Annotated in this window: 11 protein-coding genes; 8 read left to right on the top strand and 3 right to left on the bottom strand. The window is 57.3% G+C overall.

What is annotated here, in order from left to right:
- Positions 1-5: 5 nt before the first annotated feature.
- Positions 6-1,043 (top strand): ABC transporter ATP-binding protein, encoded by a 1,038-nt coding sequence (locus tag PTZ19_RS15920; RefSeq protein WP_276356161.1) that lies wholly within the window; start codon positions 6-8, stop codon positions 1,041-1,043.
- Positions 1,012-1,491: an RNA polymerase sigma factor gene (locus PTZ19_RS15925; RefSeq protein WP_276356062.1), complete on the top strand. Its 480-nt coding sequence runs from the start codon at positions 1,012-1,014 to the stop codon at positions 1,489-1,491. The genes PTZ19_RS15920 and PTZ19_RS15925 overlap by 32 nt, the downstream gene beginning before the upstream one ends.
- Before the next feature lie 802 nt (positions 1,492-2,293).
- On the opposite strand, the gene PTZ19_RS15930 is transcribed toward PTZ19_RS15925, so the two are convergent.
- Positions 2,294-3,220: an AraC family transcriptional regulator gene (locus tag PTZ19_RS15930; protein WP_276356063.1), complete on the bottom strand. Its 927-nt coding sequence runs from the start codon at positions 3,218-3,220 to the stop codon at positions 2,294-2,296.
- A 233-nt stretch (positions 3,221-3,453) separates the two neighbouring features.
- On the opposite strand from PTZ19_RS15930, the gene PTZ19_RS15935 reads away from it, so the two are divergent.
- Together PTZ19_RS15935 and PTZ19_RS15940 are read left to right on the top strand one after the other, a co-directional pair.
- Entirely contained in the window at positions 3,454-5,607 is a 2,154-nt protein-coding gene (locus tag PTZ19_RS15935) for a glycoside hydrolase family 3 C-terminal domain-containing protein (RefSeq protein ID WP_276356064.1), read from the top strand.
- Positions 5,608-5,705: 98 nt separating this feature from the next.
- Positions 5,706-6,347 (top strand): GNAT family N-acetyltransferase, encoded by a 642-nt coding sequence (locus PTZ19_RS15940; RefSeq protein WP_276356065.1) that lies wholly within the window; start codon positions 5,706-5,708, stop codon positions 6,345-6,347.
- Positions 6,348-6,422: 75 nt separating this feature from the next.
- Here PTZ19_RS15940 and PTZ19_RS15945 read toward each other — a convergent pair whose 3' ends face one another.
- Together PTZ19_RS15945 and PTZ19_RS15950 are read right to left on the bottom strand one after the other, a co-directional pair.
- Positions 6,423-9,923 carry a glycoside hydrolase family 2 TIM barrel-domain containing protein gene (locus PTZ19_RS15945; RefSeq protein ID WP_276356066.1) on the bottom strand — a complete coding sequence of 1,167 codons (3,501 nt, stop codon included), beginning with the start codon at positions 9,921-9,923 and terminating at the stop codon, positions 6,423-6,425.
- A 40-nt stretch (positions 9,924-9,963) separates the two neighbouring features.
- Entirely contained in the window at positions 9,964-10,758 is a 795-nt protein-coding gene (locus PTZ19_RS15950; RefSeq protein WP_276356067.1) for an AraC family transcriptional regulator, read from the bottom strand.
- Between the two features lie 340 nt (positions 10,759-11,098).
- Between PTZ19_RS15950 and PTZ19_RS15955 the strand changes: the two genes are divergently transcribed.
- The 4 genes from PTZ19_RS15955 to PTZ19_RS15970 all read left to right on the top strand — a co-directional run bounded on the left by PTZ19_RS15955 (position 11,099) and on the right by PTZ19_RS15970 (position 16,890).
- Positions 11,099-13,156, top strand: coding sequence for an alpha-glucuronidase family glycosyl hydrolase (locus tag PTZ19_RS15955; protein WP_422615010.1), 2,058 nt, complete (start codon positions 11,099-11,101; stop codon positions 13,154-13,156).
- Positions 13,157-13,270: 114 nt separating this feature from the next.
- A complete protein-coding gene (locus PTZ19_RS15960; RefSeq protein WP_276356069.1) occupies positions 13,271-14,200 on the top strand; it encodes an ABC transporter permease in 930 nt (309 codons plus the stop codon).
- 15 nt (positions 14,201-14,215) lie between these two features.
- Positions 14,216-15,085, top strand: a complete 870-nt coding sequence (locus PTZ19_RS15965; protein WP_276356070.1) for a carbohydrate ABC transporter permease — start codon at positions 14,216-14,218, stop codon at positions 15,083-15,085.
- Between the two features lie 80 nt (positions 15,086-15,165).
- Positions 15,166-16,890 carry a type 2 periplasmic-binding domain-containing protein gene (locus tag PTZ19_RS15970; protein ID WP_276356071.1) on the top strand — a complete coding sequence of 575 codons (1,725 nt, stop codon included), beginning with the start codon at positions 15,166-15,168 and terminating at the stop codon, positions 16,888-16,890.
- Positions 16,891-16,982: the final 92 nt, after the last annotated feature.

Consider the following 16,982-nt stretch of genomic DNA (forward strand, 5'->3'; position numbering starts at 1 on the left):
TGGACATGATCCGCTGCGAAGGCCTGGTGAAAATCTACAAAACGGACGAGATCGAGGTCGTCGCGCTTCAGGGGCTGAACCTGACGGTGGCACGAGGCGAAATGATGGCGATCATCGGCAACAGCGGCAGCGGCAAGTCGACCTTGCTCAACATCCTGGGCGGACTCGACCGGCCGTCCGCGGGGCAGGCGTTCGTCGGCGAATGGAACCTGCTGAAAATGACCGACGAGCAGCGGATCGCCTACAAGCGGAATACCGTCGGATTCATTTGGCAGAACAACGCGCGCAATCTCGTTCCATATCTGACCGCGCTGCAGAACGTCGAACTGCCGATGCTGATCCGGGGCAAGGCGGATCGGGCTTACGCCCGGCAGCTGCTGACCGCCGTCGGGCTCGAGCATCGGATGGGCAGCCGGCTGACGCAGCTGAGCGGCGGCGAGCAGCAGCGGGTCGCGATCGCTATCGCGCTCGCCAACCGGCCGCCGCTCGTGCTCGCCGACGAGCCGACGGGATCGGTGGACCGGGCGACCGGGGAGCAGATTCTGGACATTTTCCGGCGGCTCAACCGGGACATGGGCGTGACGATCGTCATCGTTACCCACAATCTGTCGGTGGCGGACAAAGTCGATCGGGTCGTCGCCATCCGCGATGGCCTGACCAGCACGGAGTGGTTGAAGCGGGAACCGTCCGAGTCCGACGTGCGTGCGAATGGGGAATCTCCCGAGCCGGCGTCGGCAGAGGGATCGTCCGCGGACTTCCGATTCGGCGATCGGCATGAAGAATACGTCGTGATTGACCGGATCGGCCGGCTGCAAATCCCGAAGGCGTATTTGGAGGCTATGAACGTGGGGGATAAAGCGGTGCTTGAATTCGACGGCAACCGGGTGATCATCGGCCCGACGCGCGAAGCTCCGGGGCTTAGCGGCGGCGCGGACGGGAAGGAGCGGGAGCATGGACAGACGTACCGGGGGGAGCGGGAGGCTGAGATGGCGAACAAAGGGGATCGGCAGCATGAACGCGCGGACCGAAGCCCGGCTGAGTGAGCTGTACGCGGCGCACGCGCCCGCTTTGAACGGCTGCATGTTCAGGCTGACGGGCAACCGGGAAGACGCGGCAGACTTGGTGCAGGAGGCGTTCCTGCGGCTGTGCCAACAGGAACGTCTGCCGGAGTATCCGCTGGCGTGGCTGTCGCGGACCGGCTACCGGCTGTTTGTCGACCGATTGCGCCGCGCCAGGCGGATCGTCTGGGTGCCGCTGGATCCGGCTCTCCCCGGAAGCTCCGGACCGGAGCAGGCCGTGCTCGACACGGAGGCCGAACGGCAAGCGAACCGGCTTCTGCAGCGCCTGCACCCGCAGGTGCGCGAAGCTTTCGAGATGCGGATTTATGGGGAGTTCAGCTACGGCGAAATCGCCTGCCGCCTCGGCTGCTCCGAGAACACGGTGAAAACCTGGATCCGGCGGGGCAAAGCGAAACTGTCCGGATGGAGGTGAACATCCGCGGTACTTGGATTTCGCTGCTATATGGGTCGGATAACGGAAAACAGAACCATAGCGCGGAAAAAGGAAAATCCGGAGTCCCTTTGGGGATTCCGGTCAAGCCGTTGAAGAACCTTCAACATGATGATTAGCAAAAGCGATTTATAATTTTATATTCGATTTTTCGAGTTCAATTATTGGTATAGCCACAGTTCGTCGGTATCTATATGAAAAACCGCATACAATCCTTGATTTAGCGGCCGCAGAGTGAAATGTATTCGAAATTTCAAACAGAATCATCAAATGATCGGCTCAGGTGATTTGTGATTGAAATTTCGAATTCGTTGGATGGTTTCCCAAAGGGGTCGAAGAATCCTAATAACGGCTTCGCCAACAGGCTGACCGGAGTCCCCCTGGGGGGGATTCCGGTTTTTCCAGTCAGGCATCCGTGGTCACGCCGCCGTGTTATCGCATTCGCGAACTCGATCGGCGAATCGAATTCGAGCGCCGCATCGAACGCCGGAGTTATTGCGGAATCGTTCGAAGGAGGAACGGGAGTTATTGCTTTGGAGCAATAACTCCGGCCCCATTCGGCGTGATCGGAAATATAGCCCCCTTTTTATTGCGCAAAAGCAACAACTCACGCTGATCCATGCGAATTTTCGCCGAGTTATTGCGCAAAAGCGATAACTCGGATCAGCTTCGCCGCGATCGGACGCAGCTCGAAATCGATCGCAACAGAGTCAATCAGCAAACTCTCTCCGAGCAGACTCCTCCCGGGCTTTACTCGCCGCTCAGGGCTCCGCTTCCCCGCTCATCATTTCGCCGCCCCGCTCCCCGGATCCCGGCCTGCGCCGCCGTTGTCGTGCAAGGCTTTATATTGCGTAGGCGTGCATTTCTTGAACGCCTTGAACGCCCGGTTGAACGTGGCGAGACTGCCGAAGCCCGACCGCATGGCGACTTCCGTGACCGACAAATTCGGGTCGATCAGCAGCTTCTCTGCATGCATGATGCGATGCTGGCCCAGGTAGTCGTAATACGACATCCCGATATACTGTTTGAACAGCCGGGTAAAGTGGAACTTGCTGAATCCGGCAAGCCTGGCTAGCTCCTCCGCTTGGATATCCTCGGTGCAGTGCTCGTTCATGTAATGGCAGACTTTTAGGAACGTGTCGATGTTTTGACGGTACTTGCGGCTTTTTTTCTGCTCGCCTCGGCTGTGCTCGGCGTGTACGGCGTTCCGGCCGAGCTCGACGAAAAAGCCGATCAGCTTGGCGTATGCGGCCGCTTCCTTCAGCAGGGATTGGCCGAAATATTCGTCCTTCAGTTCCAGAAGCAAAGTCCGGAGCGTCCGGTGGAGCTCCCCGTCATGTTCGGACGTGATCAGGCAGCAGGGCCGCAGCAGATGGAACGTGGAGTCGAACCCTTTGAGATTGTAGAGCAGGGAGCAGTCGAACTGCAGGATGATCCGCTCGCCGGAATCCGGGGATTTGAGCTCGTGCAGCTCGCCGGGAGGAAGCACCAGAATATCGCCCGGGCTCAGTTCATAAGAAGTATCGTCCACGATCACCGTATAACGATTGTCGGTCGGCATGATGATTTCGCCGGCGGTATGCCAATGCACCGGGTAATCTTCCGCTTCGCGATTGAGATACAGCCGGATGCCGAAATGCTCCCGGTAAGCGACCGTTTCCTTCGTGCCGTTCAGGATTTCGATCAAGGCCGCGCCCCCCCGTTTCCGCACAGGTGAATTCCTTCTAATATTCGCAATATTTGAGAAGCAAAAAGCAAAATTTACGATGCGGATCGCCCGCTCATTCCGTATAATATTCTCGCTGTAACCGCATTCAACGCGCTTCAGCGCTTGCGCAAAACAAGCTCCATCCGGAGAAGGATGCCGTAAAATCAAGATTTCCGCGACTTTTTCCGTCGGAACCGAACGATTCTCATCATAGAGGAAAGTGGGTGCATAAATCAATGTCAGAATTAGCGAAAAACGAAGCCAAGATTCAGGAGTACAAAGAGCGCGCCAAACAACTGGTGAGCCAAATGACGCTGAAGGAAAAGGTGCATCAAATGGTGCACGCCGCCCCGGCGATCGAGCGCCTGAACATCCCCTCCTATAACTGGTGGAACGAAGCGCTGCACGGGGTCGCCCGGGCCGGCACCGCGACGGTGTTCCCTCAGGCGATCGGACTGGCGGCGACGTTCGACGAAGACCTGCTCGCGGAAGTGGCGGACGCCACCGCCACGGAAGGCCGCGCCAAGTTCCATATGCAGCAGGAATTCGGGGATACGGACATTTACAAAGGGCTGACGTTCTGGGCGCCCAACGTCAACATTTTCCGGGATCCCCGCTGGGGCCGCGGGCATGAGACGTACGGCGAGGACCCCTATCTTACGGCCAGGCTGGCCGTGCGGTTCATCCAGGGCTTGCAAGGCTCGGACGAGAACTACATGAAAGCGGCGGCCTGCGCCAATCACTTCGCCGTCCATTCGGGACCGGAGGATATCCGCCACAGCTTCGATGCGGTCGTCTCCACGCAGGACCTGTACGAGACCTACCTGCCGGCGTTCCAAGCCTGCGTGCAGGAAGCGAAGGTCGAAGCGGTGATGGGAGCGTACAACCGGACGAACGGCGAACCCTGCTGCGGAAGCGAACTGCTCTTGAAAAAGATCCTGCGGGGAGAATGGGGCTTCGACGGCCATGTCGTGTCGGACTGCTGGGCGATCCGGGATTTCCACGAGCATCATAAGGTGACGTCCGGTCCCGTCGAATCGGTCGCCTTGGCCGTGAACCAAGGCTGCGATTTGAACTGCGGCAGCCTCTTCCTGCATTTGCTCGAAGCGGTGAAACAAGGCCTCGTTACCGAGAAGCAGATCGACCAGGCGGTCATTCGGCTGTTCACGACCCGGATGAAGCTGGGGCTGTTCGACGAGCAGGAGAAGGTGCCGTACGCTTCGATTCCGTATTCGATCGTCGATTCCGCCGAAATGCAGGAGCTGAACCGGAAAACCGCGCGGTCGTCCCTCGTGCTGCTCAAGAACGACGGCTTGCTGCCCTTGGACAAGTCCAAGATCAAGACGATCGGGGTCATCGGTCCCAACGCGGACAACCGCCGGGCGCTGGTCGGCAACTACGAAGGCACGGCTTCCCGCTATATCACCGTAAAAGAAGGCATCCAGGATTACGTCGGAGACGACGTCCGGGTGTTCTATTCCGAAGGATGCCATCTGTACAAGAACGGGATCAGCGGGCTCAGCCAGGGGAACGACCGCATCTCCGAGGTGAAAGGAGTCTGCAAGGAGAGCGACGTCGTCGTGGTCTGCCTGGGGCTGGACGCCGGCCTGGAAGGGGAAGAGGGCGACACCAGCAACCAGTTCGCCAGCGGAGACAAGCGGGACTTGAGCTTGCCGGGCCTGCAGGAGGACGTGCTGAAAGCGGCTTACGAGAGCGGGAAACCGGTCGTGCTGGTCGTGCTGGCCGGCAGCGCGTTGGCGCTCGGATGGGCGCACGAGCACGTCTCCGCGATCATTCAAGGTTGGTATCCGGGCGCCCAAGGCGGGCGGGCGATCGCCGAGGCGATTTTCGGGGAGTTCTCCCCGGAAGGCAAGCTGCCGATTACGTTCTACCGCACGTCGGAAGAGCTGCCGGCATTCACGGATTACTCCATGAAAAACCGGACGTACCGTTACATGACGAACGAAGCGCTCTATCCGTTCGGCTACGGCCTTTCCTATACGGATATCCGGATCGAGCAAGCGAAGGTCGACACGACTTCGATCACGGATGCCGGCGTCCGCGTAACCGCCGCGGTGCGGAACAACGGCAGCATGGCGGGCGGCGAAGTCGTGCAGGTCTACGTCAAGGCGGAACGCGAAGGAACTCCGAATCCGCAGCTGAAAGCTTTCCGGAAAGTGCGTCTGCAGCCCGGGGAAGTCAGGGAGTTGACGCTGCACGTACCGGTTGAAGCGTTCGGATTATACGACGAAGAGGGCAAACGGAAGCTGTACGAAGGGAACTATTCCGTGTACGTCGGCACTTCCCAGCCGGATGCGAGAAGCCGCGAGCTGACGGGCAAGGCGGCGGAGAAATTCTCCTTGCTCTCTTCGGTGGAACGGGTAGTGTAAAATCCAAAACAATGGGACTTGAAAACAGCGGCATTCTAGGACATCATTACGATCCCAGACTGCCGCTGTTTACTTAACCCATTAAAGGGCGTGAAACCGTGCTATCCTCGATAACGCTTCGTGGTCGCCTTGTCTGCTTGGAACCGATGACGTCGGACCACGTTCATGATCTCTGCGCCGCTGCCTCCGAAGATCGATCCTCTTACGGCTACACTTATGTTCCGAACGGACTTGAAGATACCCGGCGTTACATAGAAATCGCCCTGTCGGACTATGCGAAAGGCCGAGCGATACCGTTTGTCGTTCGCCATATTGAAACCGGCCGACTCGTCGGAAGCACGAGGTTTCTGGATCTCGAAGTTTTCTCTTGGCCTCCTCCTTGGCCGCCCGGCGTCGCGAATGGGTCTTCCCCCACCGATTCGAACCCGCCGACCGTGGCCGAAATCGGCAGTACATGGTATTCGGCTTCGTTCCAGCGAACGGGCGTCAATACGGAGTGCAAGCTTCTATTGCTGACCCATGCATTCGAGACTTGGAAGACGATTCGGGTCACGTTAAAAACGGACGCGCGCAACCTGCGTTCCCGTACGGCCATTCAGCGGCTTGGAGCCGTGTTTGAAGGGATCCGCAGAGCTCACGTCCCCGCAAGCGACGGCGGCATTCGGGATACCGCCTATTTTTCGATCCTGGCGGAAGAGTGGCCCGCGGTGCGCGCCAACCTCCAAGATCGGCTTCAATGACCGTTATAATTCATCGATGACTACAACAACGGCAGTCTAGGGTTTCGTTATCCGATCCTAGGCTGCCGTTGTTTTTCAATCCAATCCGGATGGCAAAAACCGGAACTCCTTCAAATCGAACCGGCTGCCCGGCAGGAACACCAGCGTGACCGTCTGCAGGCCGGAGACGCGTTCCCGCAGCGGGAATTCCCGTTCGACGTAATCTTCGGAGTAACCGAACTCGACCATCTGTTTCGTTTCCCCGCCGGGACCGCTGAACAAGAGATGGATCGTGTTCCGGTCGAGCGGGGAGCGCCCGCAGAGGACGAGCTTCGTGCTGCCGGATTCCCCGAAGTCCATGTCGCGGTACACGAGGGAGACGTTATTGCCGATGTTCTCGATGGCGTCTTCCGCGATCGTGAAGGAGTCCCCGTAAATCTGATCGTGATCGAGCGCGCTCAGCCGTTCGTAAGCCTTGAGCACCCGCTCGAACCGGAAGCCTTTCAGATGGATTTTGCGGCGCAGGACGAAGCTGAGCGAGGTCACGCCTTTCAAACGCTTCGGCAAACGGTACGTTTCCTCCTGGTAGACGTTCCAGCGCGAAGGCTTCTGATAGGTGACTTGAGTCAGCAAGGCGGCGCCCTCTTCCCCGGGGATGCCTTTCCAGATTTCGATCGGGAACTGCTCGCCGTCCAGGGAGAAAATCGGCAAGGTGATGACGTCCGCGCCGACGGGCCCGAAGTCCACGTTTTCGAAGCAAATCCGGCTTTCCCCGTCCCTCGCCGTCGCGACGCCCCGTTCGTTGCCGTTCGTCAGGTTCCGGCTCGCGCCGCCGTGATAGCCGGCGGAGACGAATTCGTACGGGTTCAGATAGGCTTGCCCCAAACCTTCGATATGGAATTCCATGACGGAATAGAGGCGGATGCGGTCGGCTCCGTTGCGCGTGGCGCAGCGGACGTAGACGTCGCCGTCGCCCAAGGCGGTGAGGACGGCTTCCTGTCCGTTCGCTTCCAGGACGGCGATATTGGAGTCGATGCCGGCCGCGTTGGTGACCCTCCATTCGACCTCCGGATAAGTGGCGTCGCCCGGATGCAACCGGACCCGCACCGGCAAAGAACGGCGGTCCGCATCCAGCCGATTGCCCTGCGGACAGACGATTTCCAGCTTGCGGACGGGGATTTCGTCCGCCCGTTCGCCGAGCGATTCCTGCCCGGCATGAGGATCCGCGGTCCAGGCATACAGCGAGCAGGCTTCTTCTTCATCGCCGTTCTCGAGCCGCTGAGGCTTGACGGCCGATAGGACGAGCACGGCAGGCTCCAGCCCCCGGGATTCCGCCCGCACGGTGATCCGGCCAGGCTCCGGATCGGCCGCGATCACGGCCAGCAGTTTGCCGCTGAACATTCTGCGGCTCGCGCCTTTGTAAGAATCGTAGTCGGCGCTGTCCCCGTTGTCCAAGCCGACTAACCGGCCGGGGCCGTCCACGGTCACGGACACGCGGTTATTGGCGTTCTCGACGGGACGCCCTTCCCGGTCGACGGCGGAAATTTCGACGAACGCGAGGTCCGAACCGTCCGCTTCTATCTCCGTTCGGTCCGGGGCGAGCACGAGCGCGGCCGCATCCCCGAAGGAGGAGCGGACCTCTTCCGCGACTTTCCGTCCCTCCTCGTCGTACGCCACCGCGCGCAGAACGCCTTCGGAATAAGGGATCCGCCAATCGCCGACCAACTTCTGCCCGTGCGCGTGGTCGATATGGAAGACGCCGAGCGAAGCGTCGTTAAAGAACAGTTCGACGGTCGGCGCGTTGGAGCACACCCGGACGTCGATCATCTGTCCTTCGGAGAAGTCCCAGTAGGGGAAAACATGGACCATCGGCTTGACGCGGTAATCGGTCCATTCGGCTTGGTAAATATAGTACGAGTCCTTCTTGAAACCCGCGGTGTCGAGCTGTCCGAAATACGAGTTCTTCGTATGGTAAGGGGTCGGTTCCCCGATGTAATCGAAGCCGCTCCACAGGAACTGCCCCAGCGAGTAGGTCGCGTCCCGGTCGGCGATAATGCAGCTTTCCGTGCTCTTCGCGCCCCAGCTCGTGGAGCTGTTGCCCAGCGAGGAGCATTGCTCGTCGTCGTCCGCGAGCACGGATTGGGACAACGGGAAATGGTAGACGCCCCGGCTTTGCACGGTGGAGGACGTCTCGCTGCCGTAGATGATCCAGTCCGGATGCTGCCCGTGATGGAGATCGTAATACTTCTCCCCGTAGTTGTAGCCGGCCAGCTTCACCAAATCGGCGCACTTCTGCGCGTTCTCCCAGGGCATGTAGTTCGAGCCGATCGTCACGCGCGCGTTGCCTTTGGGGTCGTGGGCCAACACTTCGTCCCGCAGCAACCGGGTCCATTCCAGTCCGCGTTCGTCGACATGGGTGTCGTAAATTTCGTTGCCGATGCTCCACAGGATGAGGCTCGGATGGTTCCGGTCGCGCCGCACCCAGCTGGCGACGTCTTTGCGCCACCATTCCGGGAAGAAACGGGCGTAGTCGAACTCCGTCTTCTTCCGTTCCCACATGTCGAAGGCTTCCGACACGATCAGCACGCCCATTTCGTCCGCCAGTTCCATCAGTTCGACGGCGGGCATGTTGTGCGCGGTGCGGATCGCGTTGACCCCCATCTCCTGCAGCAGGGAGATCTGCCTCCGCAAGGCGGCCTTGTTGACGGCGGCGCCCAGGCAGCCCAAGTCGTGGTGCTGGCAGACGCCGTAAAGCTTCACGTGCCGGCCGTTCAGGAAGAAACCCTTCCCGCTGTCGAACGCCAGCGTGCGGAAGCCGAAGCTTTGGCTCTCCTCGTCCGTAACCGTGCCGTTAGCGGATCGCAGTTCCGTTACCAGCCGATAGCAGTAGGGCCGTTCAATGTCCCATAACACGGGGCGTTCCACCCGCAGGACGGCGGGAACGCGAACGGTCGCCCCTTCCCGCGCGGCAGGGACGGGCGTCTCGGACATCGCCGCGAGGTTGCCGTCACGGTCGAGCACGCGATGGCGAAGCGTCAGCCCGTCCGCCGCCGAGGCGCCGAACGCGACCTCCGTTTCCGTCTCGACCCGCCAGGCGCCGCCGCTGTCCGGCACGGCCGAGATATAGATGCCGTCCGCCGCCAAGTGCGTGTCCGGGTAGTTTTTGAGCCACACGCTCCGATAGATGCCCGCGCCGGAATACCAGCGGGAATTGGGAGCCTCGTGCACGACGCGGACGGCAACCTCGTTGTCCCCGGCCCTGAGGAACGGCGTGATGTCGAATTCGAAGGTGGAGTAGCCGTATTTCCACGTTCCCGCTTCTTGTCCGTTGACGTAGAGGGTGGAGTCCATGTATACGCCTTCAAATCGGAGCGAGAAGCGGGTGCCCGGGGACATCTCGTCCTTCGTCATCGTCCACGTTTTGCGGTACCAGCCTTCCCCGTTGCCGTAGAGGTTGCGGGCATCGTAGATCAGCCAGTCGTGCGGCAAGGCGACCGGCGTCCAGGCCGTGCCGCCGGATAGGACGGCGTCGTAACCGGTACGGAGCGGGTGTTTGGAAAAAGACCAATCGTCGTTGAATTTGCGCTTCCGGCTCATTTTCGGCAGGCTCCTTTACGGACGGAATGGGCGGGAGGAATCAGCCGCTCTGGCACTTGAACACGGTCGAAGGGGGGTAGCCCTTGACCGATTTGAACACGTTGCTGAAATACGAAATGTCGCGGAATCCGCACCGTTCGGCAACTTGCGTGACGGAGAACCCGCCGGTGGACAGCAGCATTTCCGCATGGTTGATCCGGATCATGTTCAGATACTCCTTGAAGGAGCAGCCCATGTTCTTTTTGAACAATTTCCCCAGGTATACCGGGTGGAGGCCCACGATCTCGGCCATGCCGGCCAAATCCAGCTCTTCCGGATAGTGTTCGGCGACGTACGCGAGTACTTGATTCACGCGCTGGTCGGCTCTCGCGGAATCGCGGCTGGTGTTCGCCAGCAGCCGATGGAGGATCAGCATGAACAATGCCCGGGCCTGCATGAGGTATCCCGGCTGCTTGCTCATCCAGACGTGCGTGAACTGCTTGAAATAACCGATCAGTTCGTTCGTGATGACGTTTTTCGTCACGGTCTGGAGCGGGAGCGGATCCGTGTTTTCGTTCGGCAGCCATTTGAAATTGAAGGCATAGGAGTGCGCCGGATTTTCCTTGAACGTATGCGCTTCGCGCACGCTGCCAACGGGGATGTAGATGACGTCGCCGGCTTCGATCGTGTGTTTGACGCCATTGACGTAATAATTAGACTTGCCTTCCACGACGAAGGTCAGATCGTGAAAGTCGATCGTTTGCTTGATGATTTCCCAATTGGGGAAGCACCGCCTGTCGACGAAAAACACGACGTCCGGGACCAGATCCTGCAGCCGTTCGAATTCCGTTTCCATGGGGTTCACCTTCCTTGCCGCTTGAAGTCCCGAAGGCACTACGGGGGATGCAACTGGATTCATCTTACCACCGGAGTCCCAAGAATTGAATCAGGATGTTTAATAATTACAAAAAATATCTAGTTGCTCTATGGATAGTGAAAACGCTTAAATCTATAATTTGAGCAAATGAATGATTTTTCCCTCGGCCAAGATGCCTTATTCTGCGTGGGAACCCAAGGGTTTGCCGCGAATGTCTTATTGTTAATGATTGAGTTGTTGCAAGTCTGATTTGGAGGAAAATGAATTGGAAAATGACAACAAGATCGTTCTGGAATCGACAAGCCGAAACGGGGAGGGCGTGGGGGAAGCGTACAAAGCATGGCTGCGATATCCGCCGCTGGATCTGAATCAAGCGGAGGAGTATGCCTCATGGTGCGGCGAAATCGTCGTGACCGCTTCGGAGCCGTCGCCTGTGCTGGCGAATGCCTGCGAGGAGCTCGTGAACGGAATCGGATCGATGCTGGGCACGGCGCCCCGGGTGGGCGGAAGCGGGAATCTCCCGCGCTTTCTCCGGATTGCGGCGGGGGACCTCGCCGAATTGCAGGGAGCGGTGGAGACGGCTGAACTCGAGGAGCTGGGAGAAGAAGGTTACGTGCTGAAGACCGTTCGGGAACCCGGGCGGGCATACATCGCGATTGCCGGCCGGACGGACCGGGGCGCGCTGTACGGGGCGTTCCATTTCCTTCGCCTGATGCAGACCGGCCAAAGCGTGGACGATCTCCGCGTGAGCGAGAAGCCGGCCGCCAAACTCCGGATGATCGATCATTGGGACAACATGGACGGCAGCATCGAGCGGGGATACGCGGGCCGATCGGTTTTTTACCGCAATGGGAATTTCATCATGGACCGTAAGCGCATACGCGATTATGCTCGAATGATGGCGGCCGTCGGATTGAACGCGATCTCCATCAACAACGTGAACGTGCACGAGACGGAGACGAACCTCATTACCCCCGAGCTGCTGCCTTCGGTGGCGGCCGTGGCCGATATATTCAGGGATTATGGAGTCAAGCTTTTCCTAAGCGTGAACTTCGCCAGTCCGATCCCGTGCGGCGGACTGACGACGGCCGATCCGCTCGATCCGGGGGTGAGACGATTCTGGGCGGAACGGGCTGCCGACGTGTACCGCCACGTTCCCGATTTCGGCGGCTTCCTGGTCAAAGCCGATTCGGAATTCCGGCCGGGACCGTTCACTTACGGACGCGACCACGCGGACGGGGCGAACATGCTCGCCGAGGCGCTGCGTCCTTACGGCGGCATCGTGATCTGGCGCTGCTTCGTGTACGACTGCCTGCAAGACTGGCGAGACCGGAAGACCGACCGGGCCCGGGCCGCCTACGACCATTTCCGTCCGCTGGACGGCAAGTTCGCCGACAACGTCGTGCTGCAAATCAAGAACGGTCCGATGGACTTCCAGGTAAGGGAACCCGCTTCCCCGCTTTTCGGGGGACTGCGGCAGACGAACCAGGTGCTGGAGCTGCAGATCACCCAAGAGTATACGGGGCAGCAGAAGCATCTTTGTTTCCTGGTTCCGCAATGGAAGGAAGTCCTTGATTTCGACACCTATGCGTTAGGCGAAGGTTCGACGGTGGCGAAAGCGGCGACGGGCGAATTGTTCGGCCGGCCGCTTGGCGGAATCGCCGGCGTATCCAATATCGGGGACGACTCCAATTGGACCGGTCATCTGCTGGCGCAAGCCAATTACTACGGATACGGCCGGTTGGTATGGCGCCCGGAGCTGACGGCGGAGCAGATTGCCGATGAATGGGTGCGGATCACGTTCGGACACGATCCGGTCGTCGTCGCGACGATACGCCGCATGCTGCTCGATTCCTGGACCATTTACGAGAATTACACGTCGCCGCTCGGAGTCGGCTGGATGGTCAATCCCGGCCATCATTACGGCCCGAACGTCGACGGATATGAATATTCGAAGTGGGGCACGTACCATTATGCCGACTGCCATGGGATCGGCGTGGACCGGACGGTCCGCACCGGAACCGGGTTCACGGAACAGTACCACGAGATTCCCGCGTCGCTCTACGAATCGGTCGACAGCTGTCCGGATGAATTGCTGCTGTTTTTCCACCACGTTCCCTACACGCATGTGCTGAAGTCCGGCAAAACGGTGATTCAGCACATCTACGACACGCATTTCGAAGGCGCCGAGCAGGCGGACAAACTGGTGGACGCCTGGCGCGGCTTGCAAGGCAAAATAGACGGCGATCGTTACGCGAGCGTGCTGAGTCGTCTGCAAGAGCAATCGATGCATGCCAAGGAATGGCGGGACGTTGTAAACAGCTATTTCTTGCGCAAGTCGGGTATCGCGGACGAGCAAGGCAGAACCATCTACTAGGCGAGGTGAGGTTGGAAGTTCGTTGCGATTCAGTGGTGTTGGAAACGCTTTAGTTTTTTTCTTGCGGGGGAGATTAAAGGATGTGGAAAAAATCATGCGTAGGGCGGTGAGGATTTGGCTGCAGCAGTGAGAAGAAAATCGCTCGGATATATGAAACGATACTGGGTCCTCTATGCGATGTTGCTCCTGCCGGTATCCTTTTTTATCATTTTCCGTTACATCCCGATGAATTACATTCAAATCGCTTTCAAAAATTACAGCATCGTCAAGAGCCCGATGGAAATGGAATGGGCAGCAAATCACGGGTTCGAGTATTTTATCAAGGCTTTTTCCAATCGCGATTTCCTTTACGCCCTGAGAAACACCCTTCTTCTTAACTTTCTAGACTTGGTATTCGGCTTCCCTGCACCGATTATATTGGCCATCATCTTTAATGAACTCGCCTTCAAACGGTTTAAGAAGTTCACCCAGACGGTTGCCTATATGCCGCACTTTTTGTCGTGGATCATCGTTGCCGGCATGGCGCTTCAGCTTTTCGCGCCTAGCTCGGGTCTCGTCAATATCATGCTGAACAAGTTGGGGTTCGAATCCATTCCGTTCCTGAACGACTCCACGAATTGGGTGATCACCTACATCGCGCTGGGCATATGGAAGAGCGTCGGTTGGGGCACCATTCTCTATTTGGCGGCGATTGCAGGGATTAACCCGGAACTTTACGAGGCTGCTTCCGTGGACGGGGCGGGACGCATGCGAAATATTTGGCACATTACGCTGCCGGGATTGCGTCCTACCATCATCGTATTGCTCATTCTAAGCCTTGGTCATATTCTGGGCAGCGAATTCGACAGACCATATGCGCTTGGCAACAAGCTGGTGACGGATGTTTCGAACGTGATCTCCATATTCGTTTACAACTATGGGATTCGCGGTTTGCAATTCTCGCTATCCACTGCTGTCGGTTTGTTCCAATCCGTCGTTGGCGTCATTTTCTTGTTCGGGGCAAACGCCCTGGCCAAAAAATTCGGCGATCGCGGCATCTGGTAGGGGGTTGTTAAATCTATGGTGAAATCAAAAAGCGCGAAATTAGGGGATTGGATCATCGTTTTCATTTGCGTGTTGGTGATTCTGGCCTGTCTCCTGCCGTTTTTGAACATTGTGGCACGATCCTTAAGTTCTGCGGAAGCCATGGTGAAGAATCAAGTTTTGCTTTGGCCGGTGGATCTGAATTTCAAAGCTTATACAGCCGTGCTCGGAGATTCCAAAGTCACATGGGCGTTAGTATGGACAGCGATCCTGACGGTCATCGCGACGATTTGGTGTATGTTCATGACGATTCTGTGCGCATACCCGCTTATCTATGACAACCTGAAGGGCAAGAAATTTTTTCTGGCGCTCATTCTCTTTACGATGTACTTCAATGCAGGCATCATCCCGACCTATTTGCTTTTGAAAGGGTTGCACTTGCTGAATAATCCTCTGGTTCTGATTTTGCCGGGCAGCATCAGCGTATTCAACGTCATCATCATGCGCAGCTTCTTCTTCGGCATTCCCGAGAGCCTCAAAGAATCCGCCGAACTGGACGGAGCGGGGCCCCTCAGAGTCCTGGTTAATGTCTATTTGCCGCTTTCCATGCCCGTGCTGGCAACCCTGTCGCTATTCTATGCGGTTGGACGCTGGAACGGGTTCTCGGATGCGTTGATGTTCATGAGCGATAGAACCTACTATCCCATCCAATTGCTGCTCTTTAACATTCTCAATAGCATTACCAGCGTTGAGGTGGCCACGCAGGAGGGCTTTACCAGCCCGGGCTTGTCCGAATCCATTAAGTCTGCAACCGTCGTGTTTGCAACCGTACCGATTTTGCTCATTTACCCTTGGTTGCAGCGATACTTTATTTCCGGCGTCACGATCGGAGCCGTAAAAGGTTAATGGTTCACCCGCGGTAAAAATCGACTTTGTCGATTTTTATAATCGATCAACAGGCACAAACAAAAAAAGGAGGATCTTACATGCGTTTAACCAAGTTTTTGACCATCTTGGCGCTTTGTTCCGTCTTCGCATTGGCGTTTGCGGGATGTACCAAGAGCAAGGATTCGGCAAGCCCGTCCAACTCATCGGCTCCACCGGCATCGGAACAATCGTCCGCAACTCCTTCTGCCGACGAAGCCGCCGCAAAACTCGAAAAGCTGGGCCTTGATGCCAATCTCAGATTCAAGGAGACTCGCAAAATCACGGTAGAGATTTACGATCGGGGCAATACCGGGGGATCCAAACCCGAAGACAACGTCTATACGAAGTTCATCAAAGACGGAATGCTGCGCGATCATAACGTAGAAGTGACTTTCGTTCCGGTTCCGCGCTGGACGGAAGGCGAAGTCCTTAACAACCTTCTGGCCGCGGGTCAAGCGCCGGATATCGGCGTCACCTACTCGTATCCGACCATCCAAACCTATGCCAACATGGGCGGCATCACGGATCTGGCACCGCTTGTCGACGATTACAAAGATCTTCTGCCGAACCTGTGGGGGTATCTCACCGAATCGAACATCAATTGGGACCGGGATCCCAACACCGGAAAGCTGTGGGCTTTGGAAGCTCGCTTGAACGTCCTGAACCGCATCAATACTTTCGTGCGCGAGGATTGGTTGAAGAAGCTCAATCTCCAGGCGCCGACGAACCTGCAAGAGTTCGAAAACATGCTCAAAGCGTTTAAGGACAACGCTTCCACGCTCTTGGGCAAAGATGCGGACAAGATGATTCCTTTCTCCACGAGCTTCGACGTAGGTTGGCGTACGGATCATTTGACAACGTCCTTCGTGCCGGACAATATTACGGACAAGGACCTCTACGTTTACGGCTTTGACGATCGCAAACTTCTTTACCCGAATTACAAAGAAGGCATCAGAACGTTGAATAAATGGTATAACGAAGGTCTGGTCTGGAAAGACTTCCCGCTCTATCCTGCCGGAGATAAAACGGAAGATAATCTCATGAAAGCAGGCTTTGTGGGCGCGTTTATCCACAATTGGGATTACCCGTATCGTGAAGGTGAAGACGGCATTACCGCAAACCTTCATAAGCTTGTCGGTCCGGACGCAAATTATATTGCGGTTGAGCCGTTCCCGAACGATGCCGGGGTTTATCGGAAGTTCTTGTCGGCGCCCGTTGACCGCAAAGTATTCTTCCCGGCTACCAACAAAGAACCTTTGGCTTCGATGTTCTATCTGGATTGGATTTCCAAGCTTGAGAACCGCGTATACCTGCAATTCGGCGAAGAAGGCAAAACGCACGAAAAGATGCCGGACGGTTCCTTCAAGACGATTGCCGCTACGGATGAATATATCATGAACTCGCCGGCCAATATCGACTATACGATCACGAGCAACGGTCTTGACACCGGGAACCCGGATTTGACCGCCAAGTCCATTGCCAACGGGTATGCAGGGGTTGACGCAAGACTCATTGAAATTGCCAACAAGATTACGACGCATGACGGACGCGTAGGCAAAAATGCCAAAGCGGGCGAAATCAAAGCCGAAGAAGGTCAAGGTGAAGCGCTTAGCAAGAAACGCGATGCCTTCTTGGACCAAGCTGTCGTAGCGCCGGTTGACAAGTTTGACGCTGTCTATGATGCGGGTATGAAGGATTACCTCAACTCGGGCGGTCAAGCCATCATCGACGAGCGCAAAGCGGCATGGGAAAAACTTTATGGCAGCGAAACGATGTTGAAATAACCGTCTGCGAGCAGAAGAAGATTCGGTATTCATTCTAAGTCTTCCTAAATAAAGCACGCTGCACCGCGGGAAATCCGGTGCAGCGTGCTTTT

The sequence above is a fragment of the Cohnella caldifontis genome (assembly GCF_029360585.1).
In the GTDB taxonomy this organism is placed as follows: domain Bacteria; phylum Bacillota; class Bacilli; order Paenibacillales; family Paenibacillaceae; genus Cohnella; species Cohnella caldifontis.